This is a genomic window from Arthrobacter sp. 10T425 (assembly GCF_056393985.1).
Map to the genome: position 1 here is coordinate 323,094 of NZ_JBFTGZ010000004.1, position 18,478 is coordinate 341,571.

Sequence of the window (18,478 nt, forward strand, 5' to 3'; positions counted from 1 at the left end):
ATCCATGTCGTCGTTGCGAGAAGCCCAGAAGCAGCTGACCCGCGACGTGATCGTCGAACGGGCGCTGGAGCTCTTCACCGAGAAGGGCTACGCCGCGACGACGATCGATGAGATCGCCGCTGCGGCCGGTACCACCCGGGTGACTTTTTACGCCTATTACCCCACGCGCAGCGACCTGATGCGGGACTTCATGGCCCGCGTCAACGCCGTACTGGACCGCGCGGCCGGCCCCGAACGGGGATCGACCGCGGCCGAGCTCGTCGACGTCGTGCGTGCGGGCGAACTGGCGGGCATCCTGGCCTGGCTGGAGTCGCGGGCGGCGCTCTGGCCGGTCTTCCGCCCGTACCTCGACGTGCTCGAGGAGGCCGCCGCCATCGATCGCGAAGTGCGCGCCTTGGTCGAGGGATGGCATGAGGAGGTCATCTCGGACCTCGTGCGCGGAATGGAGCTGGCAGGGCGCTTCCCGGAGGAGACGCACCACATTCGCGGCACCCTGGCCTTCACCTCGCTCGACTACGTGGCCACGCTCTGGACCCGACGGAAGTTTGAACCAAACCGGGAGCACGCCCTCGAGGTGCTCGCCGATAACTGGTATCACCTGCTCTGCGACGAGGGCTAAGCCTGCCCTCGCAGACGGACGCCTATGCTTATGGAATGGAAAGTATTGGCGCAGGCGAAGTGCTGGACGAGGCAGTCGACCACCGGGCCCTGGCCGTCGCCGTGATCGACATCTCCGCCGACGTCCGGCGGAAGTCGCACAATGACACCGGCGTCCGGCCGCTGTCCAACGGCGTCCTGGAAATCCTCCGCGTCATCGAAAGCCACCCCGGCATCACCGTCGCGGAAGTCGCTTCCCGTCTGGGGCGGCAGTTCAGCAACGTCAGCGTCCAGCTGCGTGAGCTGGTCGCCGCCGGCCTCGTCACCCGGATCCGCGACGCCGCGGACAAGCGCTACGTCGCCCTCCACCCCACGGCCGAATCCCAGCGGATCAAGGCGCTCCTGGAGGGTGCCTGGGCGGAGGCGCTGGAGTCGGCAAGTTCCCGGCTGCTGCCTGAAGAGCGCGAGCAAATTGCCGCCAGCCTCCCGGCCCTGCAGCGCCTCGCCTCGATACTCTCCGAACCCGAGTAACCCACATCACCCCCTGCAACGGTCATGACCCGTCGCCCGCGATAGTTATACTTTTATAAGTATTACTACTTTGGAGGATGGGACATGGGTATGGCAACGCAGTTGGAAGAGGCAGTCGTCCGGCGGGGGAGCAGGCCAGGGAAACGCTGGTGGGCGCTGGTGTTCCTCGCCCTCGCGCAGTTCACGGTGGTGCTGGACGGCACGATCGTGAATCTGGCGCTTCCGCGCCTCCAGCTCGAGATGGGGATCAGCGACTCGACCCGCTCCTGTGTGGTCACGGCCTACGCGCTGGCCTTCGGTGCCTTCCTGCTGCTCGGCGGACGCATCGCAGACTTCTGGGGCCGCAAGCGGACGTTCCTTGTGGCCGCCGTCGGCTTCGCCGCCGCGTCCCTGGTCGGCGGCATCGCGCAGCAGCCCTGGGAGCTGATCGGCGCCCGCGCGCTGCAGGGCGTGTTCGCTGCGCTGCTGGCCCCTGCTGCCTTGGCGCTCCTGACCGTCGCCTTCCCTGGCGGAAGGGACCGCGGCACGGCGTTCGCGATTTTCGGTTCCATTACCGGCGTCGGCGCGGCCGCCGGTGTCCTGCTGGGCGGGTTTTTGACCGAACACGTGAACTGGCGCTGGTGCTTCTTCGTGAATGTGCCGATTGCCGCTATCGCCCTCTTCGGCGTGTGGTCCCTGGTCAGTGAAAGCAAGGCCCAGGGGTCCACCAAGTACGACTGGCCCGGGGTCATTCTGGCAGCCCTCGGCTTGGGATCCCTTGTCTACGGCTTCACCAACGCCGAGCACGGCTGGGATGCCCCCGAAGCCTGGGTCTTCATTGCCGCCGGCGCAGTTCTCCTGGCACTCTTCGTCCTGGTCGAGACGAAAGTCAGGCATCCGCTCCTGCCGCTGCGCGTGGCCACCGAACGAAACCGCGCGGCCGCCTTCCTGGCGTCGTTCCTTTCCGGCGCTGTCCTCATTGGCGGCATCCTGTTCATCAACTTGTACATCCAGATCGTGCTGGGCTTCGCGCCGTTCCTCGCCGGGCTGGCTTCGCTGCCGATGACCGTTGCGGTAATCATCACGGCAGCGCTCGTCGCGAAGAACCTGCCGAAACTGGGGGCCAAAATCCCGACGGCCGCTGGGCCGGTCTTCATGGCGGCTGCGATGCTGTGGCTCACACAGGTCAGCGCCCAGGGCAGCTACTTCGTCAACATGCTTCCCGCCCTGCTTCTGCTTGGCATCGGGCTGGGCATGGTGTTCGTGCCCATGCAGAACCTCGCCCTGTTCGGCGTGGACAAGGATGACTCCGGTGTGGCCAGTGCGTTGGTCAACGCCTCGCAGCAGATCGGCGGCTCCCTCGGCATCGCCCTGTTCGGCACCATCGCCGCAGCAGCCACGGCCGGTGGCGCGACGCTATCGGCCCTCTCTGCAGGCTATGCCATGGTGTTCCTCTGGGCCGCAGGCGTCGCGATCCTGATTGCCCCGGTAGCGCTCCTGCTAATCAACATCGATCGCGAGACGTTCACCGGATCAGCTGGCGACACTCCAGTCGTGCACCTGGGCTGAGCCAACCAGGCACGAAAAGCGGAAGGCCCCCTCGGCGAGGGGGCCTTCCGCTTTCACGACCGTTTTACTGCCGTTAGCCAGTGCTCAAATCCACTTCGGGGCGGCTGGAACCGTCCCGTCGTTCGCTTCAGTGCCGGGCCCGGTGGCGGTGACGCCGCCATTGCCGCGTCCGGCGGCCCATTCGACGACGGCGGCCAGCGGTCCGGAGACCACGGTGGGGGTCGCCGTCGCCGTGTCCCCGAACGTCAGGTCGCGGTCGGTGACCGTGACGACGAGGCCTTTGTCGGTGCCGCGGGTATGCCAGGCGCCGGTAATGTCCGTCAGGAGCCGTTCCAGCACCGGTGCCGGGATGTCGGCGAAGCTCGCGCCGTTGGCGAGGTCGACGGCGTGCATCCAGACTTCGCGGCTGCGCATCCACACCGTTTCCGTGGCGGGCACTTCCCGGCCCTGGATGGTGCGGACTTTGTGGTGCCAGGCTTCCCCGGGCAGATCGCGCCATTCGACGTTCAGGTGCACGGCGGAGTGGTCGAAGAGGTGCCGGAGCGCGATCGGGCTCAGCGTGGCGCCGAAGTCGATCTCGTGGTCCCGGACCTCCGTGGACGGGTACATCGGGGTCTCCACCCCGGTGGCCGCCCACTCGATGAGCCGGGCGATCGCCCGGGCGTTGTAGCCGATGTGCGCCGTGATGTGGCGGCGGGTCCAGCCCGGCAGCAGCGAGTCGCCGTCGAGTTCCGCGTCGGAGAGCTCGTTGAGCTTGCGGGCGAAGAACGCCGTGCCGCCCCGTGCCTGCAGCAGCGCCGCGAGCAGTTCCGGGTTCGTCGTCTGGTCCTGGCGGGCAACCATCAGGCTTCCTTGATGACGCGGTTCTTCAGCTGCCCCAGTCCCTCGATGGCGGTGACCAGGATCTGGCCCTCCTGCAGGTAGCGCTTCGGGTCCTGGGCGTGGCCCACGCCGCCCGGGGTGCCGGTCGCGATCACGTCGCCCGGGTTCAGCGTGATGATCGTGGAAATGTAGGACACCAGGAACTCCGGGGTGAACACGAGGTCACCGGTCGGGGTGCTCTGCTGGACTTCGCCGTCGACCGCGGAGGTCATCAGCGGCCCGGCGGTGAACTCATCCTTGGTGACCAGGGCCGGCCCGAACGGGGTGGACTTTTCCCAGGTCTTGCCCTGCAGCCACTGGATGGTGCGGAACTGGTAGTCGCGCATGGACACGTCGTTCAGGACGGCGTAGCCGGCGATGTGGTCCGCGGCGTCAGCTTCGCTGATCCGGCGGCCCTTCTTGCCGATCACGACGGCGAGTTCGGCTTCCCAGTCGACGGCGTCGGATTCCTGCGGCAGCGCCAGGTCATCGTTGGGGCCGATCAGGGATTCCTGGTACTTGGCGAACAGGGTGGGGAACTCGGGGACTTCCCGGCCCATTTCCTTGATGTGGTTGCGGTAGTTGTGGCCCACGCAGATGATCTTGCCGGGGGAGGGCACGACGGCGTCCAGGTCGGCGCCCTCGAGAGGGTGCGTGGCGCCGGCCGCCGCCTTAGCGGTTGCTTCCCAGTCCTGGGTGCGGAGCAGTTCTCCGACGTCGGCAAAGCCGTCGATCTCGGTCAGGGTGTCGCCGTCCTGGCGGACAGCCTTATTAACTGTTTTGTCTCCAACAGAGGTGCGGAGGGTGAGAAGTCTCATTACTTGTTGCGTCCTTCGATGTAGGTGCGGTTGAAGTTCAGCCGTTCAAAAATGGGGGCGTCACTGAAGCGGAACAGATCAAACTGGGTTCCGGCCTGCAGCGCCCATTCCTGCCAGGACGGGACCACGAAGAGGTCGCCCTTGGCCAGGGTCCGGGTTTCGCCGTTGAGGACCACCGAGCCGGAGCCTTCAAAGACCTGCCAGACGCTGGAGCCCACCTCGCGGACCGCTTCGGTGCTGGCCCCGGCCCGGAGCCGGTGGAATTCGGCGCGGATGGTCGGCATCACGTCCCCACCGGTGGTGGGGTTGGTGTAGCGGACGGCGGCGTGGCCCTGGGACACAGTGGCCGGATGGCCCTCGTCCTCGAGCAGCAGCTGCTCGGACAGGGCACGGTCCGTGTGTTCCCAACGGTAGGCCGCGATGGGGGAGCTCGTGGTGTCATCCAGGCCCGACAGCGGGCGCAAGCCCGGGTGCGCCCAGAGCCGCTCGGAGCGGGAGATGTCCGGGGTGGCCTCGTCGGTGACGCGCTCGGTGCCGAATTCGAAGAAGCCGGCGTCAGCGTAGTGCACGAACGGGATGTCCAGGCCGTCGATCCAGGCCATCGGCTCATCGGTGTCGTTGTGGTGCCCGTGGAAGTTCCAGCCCGGCGTCAGCAGGAAGTCGCCGCGGGACATCCGCACCGGGTCCCCGTTCACCACAGTCCAGACCCCTTCGCCCTCGACGACGAAGCGGAAGGCGTTCTGCGAGTGACGGTGTTCGGGCGCCGTTTCGCGGGCGCCGAGGTACTGGATGGCTGCCCACAGCGTGGGTGTGGCGTACGGCGTCCCGGCCAGGCCGGGATTGGCCAGGGCGATGGCCCGGCGTTCCCCGCCCCGGCCCACCGGGACCAGATCGCCGGCACGGGCAGCCAGCGGGTACAGGTCGCTCCACCGCCAGACGTGGGGGACCGCCTTGGGGGTCGGGACCATCGGCATGAGGTCTGCGATCTCGGTCCACAGCGGGATCAGGTTTTCGCGGTCAAAATCCCGGTACAGCTCTTTGAGCTGGGCCGCTTCTTCGGGCGTCGGCTCCGGAGCAGTGTGCCCCGCGGCCACTGATTCGTGAGTCGTGTTCTCGGCGCTGATGGACACGTGGGCCTCCTCGGTAGGTCAGAACAGTTCGTTGGCGTAGTTCGACTCTACGGATGCCGGTGTGTGACCCCCAACATATTCTGCTGGTCAGAATTCCCGGAACCGGGCTCCCGCGGCGCTCAGTCCGGCTCGGCCGGGTTGGCCGCGATGTCGATCTCCAGCTGCCGGCAGGTTTCCCGCAGGGCGGGAACCAGTCCGGCGTCAAACACGCGGCGGAAGCGGGTCGCGGGGGTGGCGACGCTGAGTGCGCCGACCACGTGCCCGTGCCGGTTGTGCAGGGCCATCCCGAGCGCGCTCACGCCCTCTTCCGTGCCTTCGAAATTGGCCGCGAATCCGTTACTGCGGACGGATTCAAGCTCGCGCAGGAACGCCGGGTACTCCGCGGCCGCAATGGTGTCCCCGCCAATCTCGGCATTGTTGCTGCGAAAGAGCTGGTCGATCATCGGCGGTTCCAGTTCGGCGAGCATGGCCTTGCCTCCGGACGTTTTGTTGGCGGCCATCACCGTCCCCTGCCGGTCACCAACCCGCAGCACATTGTTCCCTTCCACCGTCGCCAGGAAGCGCACTTTCGTCCCCACCCGCACCATCAGGTTCACCGTCTCGTTGAGCCGTGCAGAGAGAAGCTCCATGTGCGGCTGGGCCAGGGATCGGAGCAGCCGGGTCCAGCTCAGGCCGGCCGGCCCGACGCCCATTGCCGGGCCGGGGACATAGCGGCGGGTTTCATCCTGCACGGCGAATCCCCGGTAGACCAACATCGCCAGCAGGCGGTGGGCGGTGGACGGCGCCACGCCCAGCTCCTCGGCGGCGTCCTTGAGCCGGAGTGCTCCGCCGTCGCGGAGCAGCTGGAGGAGCTGCAGCGCGTTGTCCACCGCCTCGATGGAATAGGTGGGCCGTTTCTGGACGGGCTTGCGGGCCGCTCTGGTGGATGGGTTGTTCTGCACATCAGAATTGTATTGTGGTTCACCTGCGGCGGCTAGGACAGTGAGTGGCATGAATCACACACAATCTGTTGCAGTGCCGCAACGGTCTTCGCCGGGGGCAGCTGCCCCCTCAACCGTTGGTGGGCCTGCATCACGGTTCTCCAAAGGCTCGGCAGCCGCCGTCCTGGTCTGCTGGCTGTTGGTGGTCTTCGATGGCTACGACCTGATCGTCTACGGCACGGTCCAGTCCTCCCTGATCTCCGAGACCGGATGGGGGCTGACCAAGGCCACCGCCGGGACCATTGGTTCCATGGCTTTCGTCGGCATGATGATCGGGGCGATCTTCGCCGGCCGAATGGCCGACTCGTGGGGCCGCCGCCGCACCATCCTGGGTTGCGCCATCGTCTTTTCGATTTTCACCATCCTCTGCGCCTTCGCCCCCAATGCGGCCGCCTTCGGGGGGCTGCGGCTCTTGGCGGGCATCGGGCTCGGTGGCCTGGTGCCCTCGGCGAACGCCCTCGTTGCCGAACTGGTCCCCACTAAGTGGCGGTCCACCATCGCCACCCTGATGATGTCCGGCGTCCCGATCGGCGGGTCCATCGCCGCCCTCGTCGGCATCCAGCTGATCCCTGCCTTCGGCTGGGAGTCGATGTTCCTCGTGGCCGTGCTCGCACTGATGATCGTGGTGCCTCTCGGACTGAAATACCTGCCCGAGACGCTGGCCCCGGTCAGTGCCGCGGACAGGGGAACTCGCAACCTCAAAGAGCCGATCGGCTTCAAGTCCCTGCTCCGCGCCCCTTACCTGGGGGTGAGCCTGCTGTTCGCCCTCGCGACGATCGCTACCCTGTTCGCCTGGTACGGGCTGGGAACCTGGCTGCCCAACCTCATGCAGCTGGCCGGCTACAACCTGGGCTCCGCCCTGACTTTCGCCCTGGCCCTCAACCTGGGTGCGGTGGCCGGCTCGGTGATCACGGCCTGGGCCGGGACCCGCTTCGGTCCGATTCCGACGGCGATCGCCGCGGCCGCCGTCGCCGCCGGCGCTCTCGTGGTCCTGGTTGCGGGACCGCCGGTCACCGTCGTGTACCTCATGCTGGTCCTCGCCGGCGTCGGCACCCACGGCACGCAGTGCCTCATCATCGCCGCCGTCGCGAGCCACTATCCCGGCCACCTGCGCGGGACCGCGCTGGGCTGGGCACTCGGGACCGGCCGCATCGGCGCCGTCGCCGCACCCCAGATCGGTGGCCTCCTGCTGGCTGCCGGACTGGGCGTCAATTCCAATTTCCTGGCCTTCGCCGGTGCAGCCGCGATAGCAGCGGTCCTGCTGGCCGCCGTCGGGCTCAAACTCAAATCAAAACTCTCAACCTCCCCTTCACTAACAGGAGCAAGCAATGTCTAAGCACGTCCCGTCCACCAGTTTCCTGTCCACCGACGGCCGGTCCACCGACGTCCTCGTCATCGGAGGGGGAATGGCCGGATTGGCCGGAGCCCTCGCGCTGCGGGAAAGCGGCGCCGACGTCACCCTCGTGGAGCGGGCGCCCGAATTCGGCGAGGTCGGCGCTGGGCTGCAGGTGGCGCCCAACGCCTCCCGCGTCCTGAAACGCTGGGGCCTGCTGGAAAAGGCCTTGGAGATTGGCGTCCAGCCCAAGCACCTGGTCTTCCGCGACGCCGTCACCGGCGAGGAGCTCACGCGCCAGAGCCTCGGCGGGGAATTCGAGGAACGCTACGGTGCGCCCTACGTGGTGATCCACCGCAGCGACCTGCACCGGGTCCTGCTCGAGGGCTGCGAAGCGGCGGGCGTGAAACTGGTCAACGATGTCATGGTCGAGAGCGTGGAGACCGTGAACGGCAGGGGAGTGGCCCACACGGCCGCCGGTGTGGACTACGAGGCCGACGTCGTCATCGGCGCCGACGGGCTCAAGTCCACCCTGCGCCCGCTCGTTGCCGGCGACGAGCCGGTCCCCTCGGCCTACGTCGCCTACCGCGGCACCGTGCCGATTACCGAACACACACCCAAGGCGGACCTCGAGGACGTCATTGTCTACCTCGGACCGGACTGCCACCTCGTGCAGTACCCGCTGCGCAAGGGCGAGCTGCTGAACACCGTGGCCGTTTTCAAGTCCGCCTCCTTTGAGCGCGGCGAGGAGCAGTACGGGGGAGTCGACGAGCTCGAGGCCGCGTACAAGGACTGCGTCCCCGCCGTCCAGGCTGCGCTGAAAAACCTGGGCACCAGCATGCGCTGGCCCATGTACGACCGCGATCCGATCGAAAACTGGGTGGCCGGACGGATGGTGCTGATGGGCGACGCCGCGCACCCGATGCTGCAGTACCTGGCCCAGGGCGCCTGCCAGGCGCTCGAGGACGCGGCAGTGCTGCAGGACGTCACCACCGGCACCGTGTTCACCGCCGACGGCGTCCACCCCGAAGCCTGGGACGGCGCGATCAAGGAATTCAACAACCTCCGCGCCGGCCGCACCGCCAGGGTCCAGCGCACCGCCCGCGTCTGGGGCGAATCCTGGCACGTCTCCGGGCTGGCCCGGACGCTGCGCAACCTGCTCTTCAAGAGCCGGATGGACAACGATTTCCGGTACAACGACTGGCTGTACGGCCAGGACGGCGCCGGCGTTCCGGCGGCCCGCGCGGCACACTCCGGCATGGCGGACAAGATTTCCGCCTGATCCGGGCTCCGGGCGAGGCTCCGTCCTTGGGTGACCCGTTACGAGCTCCGGGCGAGGCGCCGTCCTTGGGTGACCCGTTACGAGCTCCGGGCCGGCTTCTTCAAGGAGCCGGCCCGGAGCTTCTTCAGTCATGATCCAGTGCAGACTTTCCGCCGATTCCTGGATGTTGTCGACGCACGGTGTTCGTCAACGGCAAGAATTCCCGGTCCCCTAAGCTGGGCTACGTCCGCGGCCCCGCCGGAATCATCATCGGGCTGGTCGAGGAGCTCCGCTGACGTTATGTCACTGCTTCAGGCCGACGCTGTTTCGCGGAGGTATTGGCGGAGTCCGGGGATTGCGAAGTCCACCCTGCCGTAGCCGGCTGACTCGATCAGTCCCGCGGCGATGAGTCTCTTTCGGTACTTGGACACCACGTTGGGCTTGGCCGTCATGATGTTTCCGATCAGGCCCGCTGCCGATGGTCCATCCTGAAGGGCCATGGCGTCGAGGAACTCGCGGTCCTTGTCCGAGATATCCGATAGTGCTGACTCGACGACTACTAATGTGTTTCGTCTTTGAGCGGCGGTGAGGGCGCTGTGCACGCTGCTCTCATCCAGTTTCCAGTTGGCCTTTCCCGCCTCCAGCCAGAGGTAGTAGCCCACAAGCTGAATAAGGAAGGGGTAGCCCTCGGTAGCCTCCGCGGCCTCACTGACGAGGCCGGGGGAGACGCCTATTCCTCCCTCACTGAAGAGCTCGCTGTAGGATGCGGTGACTTCGGCGATGGCTGCCTCGTGGAGATTGATCCTGTCGGCGCGTCGCAGGAAGGTCGCCACTCCTTCATTTAGGAGGTCGGAGACGGCGGATGGCAGGCCGGCGAAGATGAGGCCGATGGGCAGTCCGTCGCGGATGAAATGCTGCACTTCAGCGGCCAGTTGGGATATTTCTGTGCGGTCGACCGCATGTATCTCGTCGATGGTGATAACGAGTCCTGTACCTTTTGCGTCCAACAGCCGCAGAAGGTCGTTCCCGGTCCGTCGCCAGTCGGCACTCCGTTCCTGGGGGAGTTGCGTTGTTAGTCCGAACCCTGCCGCCGAGAATGCTGTGATTTTCCGTGTTGGGGGCCCGTCTCCGAGCTCCTCGACAAGCCGGAGCATGTCGTCGCCGATTCCGGCGAGGAAACCGGGGTTTGCTGTTCGGGAGATAACCGCCCAGCCGTGAGTCCCTGCGATCCGTTCCGCGGCGCTCAGCATGACTGTCTTGCCGATGCCTCTGGATCCGGTGATGATGGTCAAAAGCCCGGGTGCTCCCGAGCCTTGCTGCAGGCCGTACTCGAATTCATCCAAGAGCCCGGCCCGCCCAATCAAGTCCGGCGGTGTGGCTCCTGCGGTGGGCTTGAACGGGTTCCGCACCGGGACCTCCAGGGTGAAAGTAGGTGAAAGTGGTGAAAGTGGTGAAACTGATATCACACTATCAGGCGCCACATCCCGCAAAGTCTCAGGAGCTCCTGCAGGGCGAATATGCAGCGTCGGGCCATCCCTGTACGAAAAACAAGTCGACCATGCGTCCTATGCAGTCTCGGTTCTGACCACCTGAGACTGCAGCAGTCAGGCTGCGGCCAGGCAAGCTGACAGATACGGCCCTGATTCGCATGGTTGGATAGCGGCATGCCAATTCTTCCAAGGACAGAAAATTCACTCTTGGTCCGCACGAGCTTCGCCGATGACAAAGCTTGGTTGACTTGGACGAATTGTCACATGAACCGTTCCGGTGCGTCGCCAGTGAACTTTGGGGAATCGATAACAACCTGAATACTGCCAACATGGACTGGGAAGAGTTCGCAGAGAACACAGACGACGACGGCGTATTTAGGGTTTTTCTTGACCGTTCTTGCTGCGGCAATGTCCACTGCTACTCCCGTACTTTAAGTGCCGATAATCAACATTATGTCAAGTTGAATGAATCCAAGTGCAGAATCTGCAGATTAGGACCCGGTGATACGCACTCCCCGGTTTCGACTGACTGGACGCCGAAGTCCTCGCCGTTACAGGGATCCGGGCCCGTCCGGCGCCGCGCCGGGCAACAGCCCGGGCGTGTAAAGGTCAACTGGTTCGAGGTACCGTGCAGCTAGAACTGGACCGTCGATGATGCCGACGGGTTCTTCGCCCATGAGCGCTCGATCCTGAATCTGGCGTTTGCCACCATCTGCGTCTACCAGACCCATCTGAAGGTGTTCTGCGACCTCCTGACCGATCCGGTCTATGAATGGGACCGGGTCCGCCACCAGGGGTTCGGCCGCTCCCCCGTCCAGACCATCACCGAATTCAACCGGGCCCGGCACGCCCAGAGCAACGAAACCCGGGGAAGAGTTCGACGAATATGATTCTCCTCCGTGGGGCGGCTTATCTGCCCCTGCCTATTTGGTCTTCGGGGTCTTCTGGGTCCAGGGGAAGACCCGCCGCGATACGCCGCCGGTCCTCCGCGGCCGATGTCCGGACGCGCTTCAACCGGAGCCCTCCCCTAACCAGGAAAAAGCCGGCCACAAGCATAACGAAGGCCACCATAGCTGCTGCCCAATAGGTGCTCGGATCATTAGCTTTGGGTTGGAACACGACGGCCAAGATGATGGCTACCAGCATCGTGAGATTGGCGATTTTCAAGGGCCCGAGCATGGAGTAGACGGACTGCCACGTCGCCTTGCTGGGCCTAGCCCTGCCGGTTCCCTCAACGTCCATGCGGAATTTTCCCCCAGTGTTTCTCACCGTGAGCGTACCTGTCGCTGCTAGGCAGGGGAAGGCATGAAACAGCTCCCGCATGGGATTCCCATTAGACGCCTTGCTGCTAGCATCCGGCTTCCCTGGCCGCCCAACGTTGACGAATAGGACTCAGAACAGTAGGTCACTTTCCCGCTTGTAGTCTGCATCTCCTCAGATGCATCAAGCAGCCCCTCTCCACCGACCATTCGGGCCACGCAGCCAAAGCGTCTTCGTACATCGCCTTTAGGTCAGGGATATTCCGCTAATCGGTGTTCCGGGGGGAAGAGTTCGGACCTGATTGTGAATCTGGCCAGCAATGTTCAGGGTCACGACAAAATCGCCTAACTCGACGTTGCTAAGTTCGGTTGGACCTCCGAGAACTGGTGGTATGCAAAAACCGTAGATTTCGGCCTCGCCCGGTTGGAGGCCCGCGTTCTCTGCCTGGTCGGCCAAACCGACCATGAGGTACTCGGCTTGCCCCTCGCGAGAATTCAGTACCGCGATCAGGTCACCCTCGCTCGACCACAGCCGAGAAAGTTCACCGGCAATGACGTCGAGGAACCAGAATCCGCTCTCCGTCTGCAAGAACACGTCTCCGAATGGCGAAGTGAAAAGCGGACGCTTGTCGGCAAGATCGAGGAACGTCCAGGACTCGAGAGCATCGGCATAGAGAGCCGGCGGGAATCGACGAAGAGGTTGCATAACGTGACATTAGCGGAGACACTCGCTGCCCACGTGCGAAATTCCCAGAAGTTGGGAGCTATTCGATATAAAATACGCTCGAACTTGATCGCAGAGATGCCGGTAGGCGGCATGTAAGGACGAACTAGGGTTCATGGCAAGAACTTGGCCTCCCCGTCGGCCTCCGTTTCGGGCGTCCGGGCCGCCTCGGGAAACGCCATGTCAATTTCTCGTCCCTTGACTGGGGTATGGGCGTGAATCGTGGCCGCCAAATTCATCAGCAGAGGCCAAAGACAACCTAGGTCTGGAAGCCTAGGCTCGGTTCAGCGTTCATTCACTAGGGGGAACAATGGATCGCAGCTGGCGCCTTCGAATAGGAATTTCAGTTCTGGCGGCGGCATGGCTCATGACATCATGCGCAGCCGCCCCATCAGTTGTACCGGGATCAGCAGCCTCCACGCCCACCACTTCCGGAATCGCAGCAACATCACCGAGTGCCCCGACCAGCTCCGTGAGTAACAGCCCCGTCCCGGCCACCTCCGGCCCGCCGCGGGAAACGTGCGCGGCTTTCCTGCCCACCGCGCCTTGCTCCACCTACAGCAGCGTCGCCGCAACATCAAACGGTATGGCTCTACCCTGGGCGGCCGCCGGGACCATCAAGGTGCGACTGAGCTCCGTCGAAGGTACCCTGCAGCTGGCCATGAAAACAGACTGCTCCCCCATCAGCGGGCCAGCCACAATTGCTGGAAACATCATGACCCTCGGAAAAATCGCCACTGGCGCCAGCGGCTGCATCGGTACCGCCGGCGACCATCAAGCATGGATTCATGAATTCCTGAAACGTCCCATTGCAATGACCTATAAACAAGACACTTTGACCTGGACGAACGGGACAGACACGCTCAGCTTCAAAGCCGAGTAACCACGGTTTGAGTCCGCTTCCCTGCCCGGCCCCGACGGCGACAAATGAGCTGCCGGATAGGCGCCGAATCCACGGGAGGCCCCCTGCACGGCTGCCATTGGGCTGCCGCATTCACCACCGGGCGGACTCCCCTAGTTCGCTCCAGGTCCTGTCAGCCCAGCTCCCCCACCGCCCGTTCTCAGGTCTCCGTATTGATTGATCAAGTGTCCTTCGCATAGAAATCGCGGAGAATAGCCGCGACGATCGGCCGCAGCTGCTTCGGATTGACAGAGCCTTCGGCGGTTCGAAGGATTGCGGTGTCTACCTCAGCCAAGAAGGCCTCGGATGATCCATACCCTTCCGGGACACGGATCATCCAGACATAGCCCCTCGGCCGCGGCGGCAGGCCGGCATCCCGGAGGTACCGGTCGATGTCATCGTCGATTCCCTGCCGGTCGGCAGCTGTGAACGGTTCCTCGAAGGGTTGTTGCTTGCCCCCGCGCTCGATGTAACCGGTGATTGTCCTGCCGGCGTCCGAGGACGGGCGGCGGCGTAAGTTGCCCAGGCCGGCTGCCCAGCCGATGAGCGCCCCCCAGCCATTCTCGGGCAGGTCCAGCCAGGAAGCCGAGGGCTCGGATTCCTGCACGTCACTCCAGATGGGCTGCTCCTTGCCTCTGCGAAGGGGTCACCTCTCCGCACGGCTGCGGCGGGGCAGAACATCCGGTTCCGGGACCCGCGTCAGGGCGGCTTCCCGTGGAAGCTTGAGCCCGTCGTTGCAATCCTTACCTGACCTTCGTGTGCGTATCAAGGCGTGCGGTGGGCCGGGGCGAACTGCGCCGCGCGGTTGGTTTCTTCGGCGCGGATGAGGTGCACGAGCGCGTTGATGAGGGCCAAATGGGTGAATGCCTGTGGGAAGTTGCCGAGGTGACGGCCGCTCACCGGATCCAGCTCCTCAGCGTAGAGGCCCAAGGGACTGGCAAGGGACAGCAGACGTTCGCACAGTGCCTTGGCGCGTACCACCTCTCCGATCTCGACCAGGGCCGAGACGAGCCAGAACGAGCAGGTCGTGAAGGTCCCTTCGTCGCCGGTGAGACCGTCGTCGGTCTGCTCGGGACGGTAGCGCAGGACCAGTCCGTCCCGGGTGAGTTCATCGGCGATGGTCAAGACCGTGGCGCGCACGCGAGGATCGTTGATGGGCAGGAATCGGACGAGCGGAACAAGGAGAAGCGAGGCATCGAGGTTCCTTGTGCCGTAGGACTGGACGAACACGCCTCGGTCGTCGACACCATTGCGGCAGATGTCCTCATGAATCTCCGTGGCGACGGCGTCCCACTTTCGGGCGTAATCAGCCTGACCGTGCAGGCGCGCCAGCCGGGCACCACGATCCAGGGCGACCCAGCACATGAGCTTTGAGGATGTGAAGTGCTTCGGTTCGCCACGGACCTCCCAGATGCCGTGGTCGGCGTCCCGCCAGTGGGCGGCGGCTTGCTCGACCTGGCGGAGCAGGACGGGCCAGAGCGGCTCGGGAAGCTGGTCACGGGATTTGGCGTGGAGGTAGACGGAGTCCAGCATCATGCCCCAGACGTCGAGCTGGCGCTGGTGGGCGGCAGCGTTGCCGATCCGGACGGGGCGGGCGCCGTCGTAGCCGCCGAGTCCCTCGACAGTAACCTCGGGAAGGTCCCTTTCGCCGTCGATGCCGTACATGATCTGCAGGTCGTCCTCGGCGGCGACGTCGCGGATGAAAGCGAAGAAGTCGTCGGCTTCCCGGTCCAGGCCGAGGGTGTAGAGGGCCCAGAGCGCGAACGTGGAATCGCGCACCCATGTGTACCGGTAGTCCCAGTTCCGCTCTCCCCCGGGCGTCTCGGGCAGCGAGGTGGTAGGCGCCGCGACCAGAGCTCCAGTCGGCGCGTAGGTGAGGCCCTTCAACGTCAGCGCGCTGCGCTGCAGCTGCTCCCTCCACGGGTGGTCGGGGAACTCGCCCCCGGTGATCCATTGCCTCCAGAACTCAGTGGTCTGCCACTGCTTGCGCGTGGCTTCTTCCCAGGTCCGCGGCGGGGGCAGCGACCCCCAGGAGAGCGCGACAAAGGCCTGCTCGCCCTCGGTCATCCGGCTGCGGATGACCGCGATGGAGTCCTCAATGCCCAGCCGGCGGTCGGTAGTCAGATGCAGCACCGGATCCCCCTCATTGCCGCTGACGGTCACGGCCTCTCCGTATCCGGGGCTGGAGAACTCCCACCGTGCCCGGCGCTGGCCGTAGCCGAAGACCGGCTCGCACAGCACGGACAGCTCAACCGCACCGTTGACGCACCGGACGGTGCGCAGCAGGCAATGCTCGGCCTCGTAGTTCGTCGGCGGGCGGCGGTACCGGCCGGCCCTCTCGTCGGTGTGGTGCCACGGACCCATCACCAGAGCATCCCTCACGATCAGCCAGCCCGTCCTGGTCTGCCACGTGGTCTCCAGGATCAAGCTGCCGGGGAGATAGCGGCGCGCAGTGGGCTCACGGACGCCGTACGGCGCCACCTTGAAGCCACCCGCGGCGCGGTCGAGGATAGTGGAGAACACACTCGGTGAGTCGTGACGCGGCACGCACATCCACTCGACCTGCCCGCTCGATGCAATCAAGCAGTTGGCCTCACAGTCAGACAAAAACCCATAGTCGGCGATCGGCGGATACGGGCTCGTGCCGGCCCCGGGCCGCCGCCTCCCCTCCGCCCCTGACCGGGCGTCGATGCTCACCACCCCAGTATGTTCCCCTCAGGGTGGAAACGGGACCCCGGCTACCTGGACGGCTTCCTCCCCAACGGTCAGTGCTTCATCAACGGTCAGTGCTTCATCGCAGAGGACGACGGCGATGCGGCGGCGAAAATATCGTACGGCCGCCGGCCAAAGAGGCGCTGGACCTGAATTCCCTACATGGTCGATGGCCTCCTCGACCCGGGACAACGTTGACCCGCTCTGCCAACCCTTGGGATTGTTCAATCGGGGCGCTGAAGGATTTCGACGATGATTGTGCTAAGAATCCCCGTCGGCTCAGCAATTCCGATGGATCGACAAGATGAACAACGGAGGATTGATCTCATGTCACAGGTACGGCGTTTCGATCATGTTGGTATCACCGTTGCCGATCTCAAAGAGGTGACGGCGTTCTTCGTCGGGCTGGGCCTCGAGGTCGAGGGCGCGCCGATGTTCGTCGAGGGCGAGTTCCTCGACACGGTGATCGGCATCCCCGACTCACGTACGGAGATTGTCATGCTGCGGCCGCCCGACGGAGGTACCCGGCTGGAGCTTTCGAGCTTTGTCCGGCCCGACCACCAGCCTGGATCGCCCGCGGCGATGGCCAATGAGTTGGGGCTGCGCAACGTGGCCTTCGAGGTCGACGACCTCCAGGCGGTCGTCGACCGTCTGGCCGCGGACGGCTTCGGGCTGGTCGGCGACATCGGCCAGTACGAGCACCTCTGGCGCATGGCCTATGTGCGCGGCCCGGAGGGGATTATCGTGTCCCTGGCCGAGCGGATCGGCTGATTCGCCGTCCCTATCGGCCGGGCTCCGACACGCCAGCGGCACATGGCCTTGATGGCTCGTGGTGGCCCACAACGGCTGATCCATAGCTACGCCTTTGGTATAGCCAGTGTCGCTGCCCAGCGCTGTCCCACAGACGATTCGATGCCTAGCGAATAGGTCTTGAGATGGCAGACCTCTAATTGGTTTTCCGAAGGAACAATATCGCTTGTTCCTTTCACGTGGGCTGGGCGGCATCTGTTCCGGTGCCCCTTCTCCCCCACCATGCCGTTGCTGCCAGTAGAGGCAAGCGGATAGGCCGGCCTATTGTGGCCGATCCGGCGGAACTCGGCTATGCCGCTTACTTTCGCGACCAGGACCTGTCCGTCTCCGGCACGTTCATTTATGCGCTCTAGCCTCTGCCGTCACCTGTCACCGCGCCCCCGGACGCGCGCTGACCACGGACAACCAGCAGGGCGACTAAGAGAACGGATCCCAGCGCCCGCGGCCTTGGTACACAGAAGTTCGACGAGCACCCAGTGACGGTCTAGCTCAGTCCCAGGCACCGTTCGGCGGTCTGCTCAGGGGTCGGATTTGCGAGTAGATTGTTCACATCCGCTGAGGGCCCGCATATCGGCGAAACGACGTGGACAAGGATCCGGATGGGCCGGCCGTACCGCATTGACACTCACCAGCACATCGTTCCGCCCGGGTATGCGCGCTGGATGCTTGAAAAGGGCATCCGCCCCGGCGGCATTGGCCTGCCGTCGTGGTCCGAGCGCTCAGCGTTGAAGTTCATGGACAGGCACGACGTGCAGACCGGCATCCTGTCCCTGTCCACTCCCGGCGTGTACTTCGGGGACGCTGCGGAGGCACGTCGGCGGGCGCGGGAGATCAACGAATACTGTGCGGAGGTGGTCGCGGCCCGGCCTGAGCGGTWCGGGTTCTTCGCGACGCTCACGCTGCCGGACGTGCAAGGCGCCCTGGCGGAGGCCCAGTACGCCCTGGACACCCTGCTCGCGGACGGGATCGTATTGCTGGCCAACAACGCCGGCCGCTATCTGGGCGATCCTGGCTTTGAGCCTCTKCTGGAGTTCCTGCACCACCGSCGGGCCGTAGTGTTCRTCCACCCCGCTGAACTGCCCGGTCCGGCGGTGCCGGGCATACCCGCCTTTGCCGCAGATTTCTTGCTCGACACGACCCGCACCGCGATCAGCCTGATCCTGTCCGGTGCGATGGAAAAGTTCTCGGGAATCAGGTTCATCCTGGCCCACGCGGGCGGCTTCGTGCCTTACATCGCCTACAGGATCCTGCTGACGATGCTCAACGATAAGGGCCTGGCCCTCAGCGCACTGGCGGCGCTGGGAGATAAGAAGCAGTCCATCTTGCGCCGGTTTTATTACGACGTGGCCCTATCCGCCAGCCCGGCGGCCCTGCCCAGCCTGCTTGAGGTAGCTGACCCGGGCCGCATCACATACGGAACTGACTTCCCGTTCGCACCCTCTGCGGCGATCGATTTCCTGAATATGGAGTATGAAAATTATCCGCTGGACCCCTCCGTGCGCGCGGCGATAGACCGCGGCAAT

The 18,478-nt window shown here is 64.8% G+C and carries 19 protein-coding genes and 1 pseudogene; 10 read left to right on the forward strand and 10 right to left on the reverse strand.

The genetic code is table 11. The annotated features are described in order from the left end of the window. Positions 1–4 precede the first annotated feature (4 nt). From AC1DDH_RS07285 to AC1DDH_RS07295, 3 genes are all read left to right on the forward strand, one after another. Positions 5–619 (forward strand): TetR/AcrR family transcriptional regulator, encoded by a 615-nt coding sequence (locus AC1DDH_RS07285; RefSeq protein ID WP_223916318.1) that lies wholly within the window; start codon positions 5–7, stop codon positions 617–619. A 35-nt stretch (positions 620–654) separates the two neighbouring features. Next, complete coding sequence (locus AC1DDH_RS07290) at positions 655–1,128, forward strand: MarR family winged helix-turn-helix transcriptional regulator (RefSeq protein ID WP_476850889.1); 474 nt, start codon at positions 655–657, stop codon at positions 1,126–1,128. A 90-nt stretch (positions 1,129–1,218) separates the two neighbouring features. Next, positions 1,219–2,676 (forward strand): MFS transporter, encoded by a 1,458-nt coding sequence (locus AC1DDH_RS07295; protein ID WP_476955147.1) that lies wholly within the window; start codon positions 1,219–1,221, stop codon positions 2,674–2,676. An 84-nt stretch (positions 2,677–2,760) separates the two neighbouring features. Here AC1DDH_RS07295 and AC1DDH_RS07300 read toward each other — a convergent pair whose 3' ends face one another. The 4 genes from AC1DDH_RS07300 to AC1DDH_RS07315 form a co-directional block, all read right to left on the reverse strand. After that, positions 2,761–3,519 (reverse strand): maleylpyruvate isomerase family mycothiol-dependent enzyme, encoded by a 759-nt coding sequence (locus tag AC1DDH_RS07300; protein WP_476955148.1) that lies wholly within the window; start codon positions 3,517–3,519, stop codon positions 2,761–2,763. Then, positions 3,519–4,355 carry a fumarylacetoacetate hydrolase family protein gene (locus AC1DDH_RS07305; protein WP_476955149.1) on the reverse strand — a complete coding sequence of 279 codons (837 nt, stop codon included), beginning with the start codon at positions 4,353–4,355 and terminating at the stop codon, positions 3,519–3,521. The genes AC1DDH_RS07300 and AC1DDH_RS07305 overlap by 1 nt, the downstream gene beginning before the upstream one ends. Continuing rightward, entirely contained in the window at positions 4,355–5,485 is a 1,131-nt protein-coding gene (locus AC1DDH_RS07310; RefSeq protein WP_476955150.1) for a cupin domain-containing protein, read from the reverse strand. The genes AC1DDH_RS07305 and AC1DDH_RS07310 overlap by 1 nt, the downstream gene beginning before the upstream one ends. A gap of 119 nt (positions 5,486–5,604) precedes the next feature. Then, positions 5,605–6,426 carry an IclR family transcriptional regulator gene (locus AC1DDH_RS07315; protein ID WP_476955151.1) on the reverse strand — a complete coding sequence of 274 codons (822 nt, stop codon included), beginning with the start codon at positions 6,424–6,426 and terminating at the stop codon, positions 5,605–5,607. A gap of 49 nt (positions 6,427–6,475) precedes the next feature. On the opposite strand from AC1DDH_RS07315, the gene AC1DDH_RS07320 reads away from it, so the two are divergent. Together AC1DDH_RS07320 and AC1DDH_RS07325 are read left to right on the forward strand one after the other, a co-directional pair. After that, positions 6,476–7,801 carry an MFS transporter gene (locus AC1DDH_RS07320; protein ID WP_476955152.1) on the forward strand — a complete coding sequence of 442 codons (1,326 nt, stop codon included), beginning with the start codon at positions 6,476–6,478 and terminating at the stop codon, positions 7,799–7,801. Beyond that, positions 7,794–9,080, forward strand: a complete 1,287-nt coding sequence (locus tag AC1DDH_RS07325) for an FAD-dependent oxidoreductase (protein ID WP_476955153.1) — start codon at positions 7,794–7,796, stop codon at positions 9,078–9,080. Before AC1DDH_RS07320 ends, AC1DDH_RS07325 begins: the two co-directional genes overlap by 8 nt. A 290-nt stretch (positions 9,081–9,370) precedes the next feature. On the opposite strand, the gene AC1DDH_RS07330 is transcribed toward AC1DDH_RS07325, so the two are convergent. Further along, a complete protein-coding gene (locus AC1DDH_RS07330; RefSeq protein WP_476955165.1) occupies positions 9,371–10,525 on the reverse strand; it encodes an ATP-binding protein in 1,155 nt (384 codons plus the stop codon). A 272-nt stretch (positions 10,526–10,797) separates the two neighbouring features. Here AC1DDH_RS07330 and AC1DDH_RS07335 point away from each other — a divergent pair. Further along, positions 10,798–10,923: pseudogene (locus tag AC1DDH_RS07335) on the forward strand (DUF6924 domain-containing protein); the annotation flags it as partial. A 177-nt stretch (positions 10,924–11,100) separates the two neighbouring features. Here the strand turns inward: AC1DDH_RS07335 and AC1DDH_RS07340 are convergent. After that, positions 11,101–11,226 (reverse strand): hypothetical protein, encoded by a 126-nt coding sequence (locus AC1DDH_RS07340; RefSeq protein ID WP_476858532.1) that lies wholly within the window; start codon positions 11,224–11,226, stop codon positions 11,101–11,103. A 60-nt stretch (positions 11,227–11,286) separates the two neighbouring features. Here AC1DDH_RS07340 and AC1DDH_RS07345 point away from each other — a divergent pair, with 60 nt between their 5' ends. Continuing rightward, positions 11,287–11,439, forward strand: coding sequence for a hypothetical protein (locus AC1DDH_RS07345; RefSeq protein ID WP_476955154.1), 153 nt, complete (start codon positions 11,287–11,289; stop codon positions 11,437–11,439). A 19-nt stretch (positions 11,440–11,458) separates the two neighbouring features. Here the strand turns inward: AC1DDH_RS07345 and AC1DDH_RS07350 are convergent, their stop codons facing one another. Both AC1DDH_RS07350 and AC1DDH_RS07355 read right to left on the reverse strand, forming a co-directional pair. After that, on the reverse strand, positions 11,459–11,791 hold the full coding sequence (locus AC1DDH_RS07350; protein WP_476858531.1) for a hypothetical protein: 333 nt from the start codon (positions 11,789–11,791) through the stop codon (positions 11,459–11,461). A gap of 264 nt (positions 11,792–12,055) precedes the next feature. After that, the gene (locus tag AC1DDH_RS07355) at positions 12,056–12,514 is read right to left on the reverse strand and encodes a T6SS immunity protein Tdi1 domain-containing protein (RefSeq protein ID WP_476955155.1); all 459 of its coding nucleotides are present in this window, start codon (positions 12,512–12,514) and stop codon (positions 12,056–12,058) included. A 490-nt stretch (positions 12,515–13,004) separates the two neighbouring features. Between AC1DDH_RS07355 and AC1DDH_RS07360 the strand changes: the two genes are divergently transcribed. Further along, on the forward strand, positions 13,005–13,415 hold the full coding sequence (locus AC1DDH_RS07360) for a hypothetical protein (RefSeq protein ID WP_476955156.1): 411 nt from the start codon (positions 13,005–13,007) through the stop codon (positions 13,413–13,415). A 199-nt stretch (positions 13,416–13,614) separates the two neighbouring features. Here the strand turns inward: AC1DDH_RS07360 and AC1DDH_RS07365 are convergent, their stop codons facing one another. Beyond that, positions 13,615–14,040: a DUF5956 family protein gene (locus tag AC1DDH_RS07365; protein WP_476955157.1), complete on the reverse strand. Its 426-nt coding sequence runs from the start codon at positions 14,038–14,040 to the stop codon at positions 13,615–13,617. 158 nt (positions 14,041–14,198) lie between these two features. Then, positions 14,199–16,133, reverse strand: coding sequence for a glycoside hydrolase family 15 protein (locus tag AC1DDH_RS07370; RefSeq protein WP_476955158.1), 1,935 nt, complete (start codon positions 16,131–16,133; stop codon positions 14,199–14,201). Between the two features lie 339 nt (positions 16,134–16,472). Here AC1DDH_RS07370 and AC1DDH_RS07375 point away from each other — a divergent pair, with 339 nt between their 5' ends. Together AC1DDH_RS07375 and AC1DDH_RS07380 are read left to right on the forward strand one after the other, a co-directional pair. After that, positions 16,473–16,916, forward strand: coding sequence for a VOC family protein (locus tag AC1DDH_RS07375; RefSeq protein WP_476858528.1), 444 nt, complete (start codon positions 16,473–16,475; stop codon positions 16,914–16,916). A gap of 638 nt (positions 16,917–17,554) precedes the next feature. Further along, positions 17,555–18,478, forward strand: a 924-nt coding sequence (locus tag AC1DDH_RS07380) for an amidohydrolase family protein (protein WP_476955159.1), incomplete at its 3' end; no start/stop codon positions are given.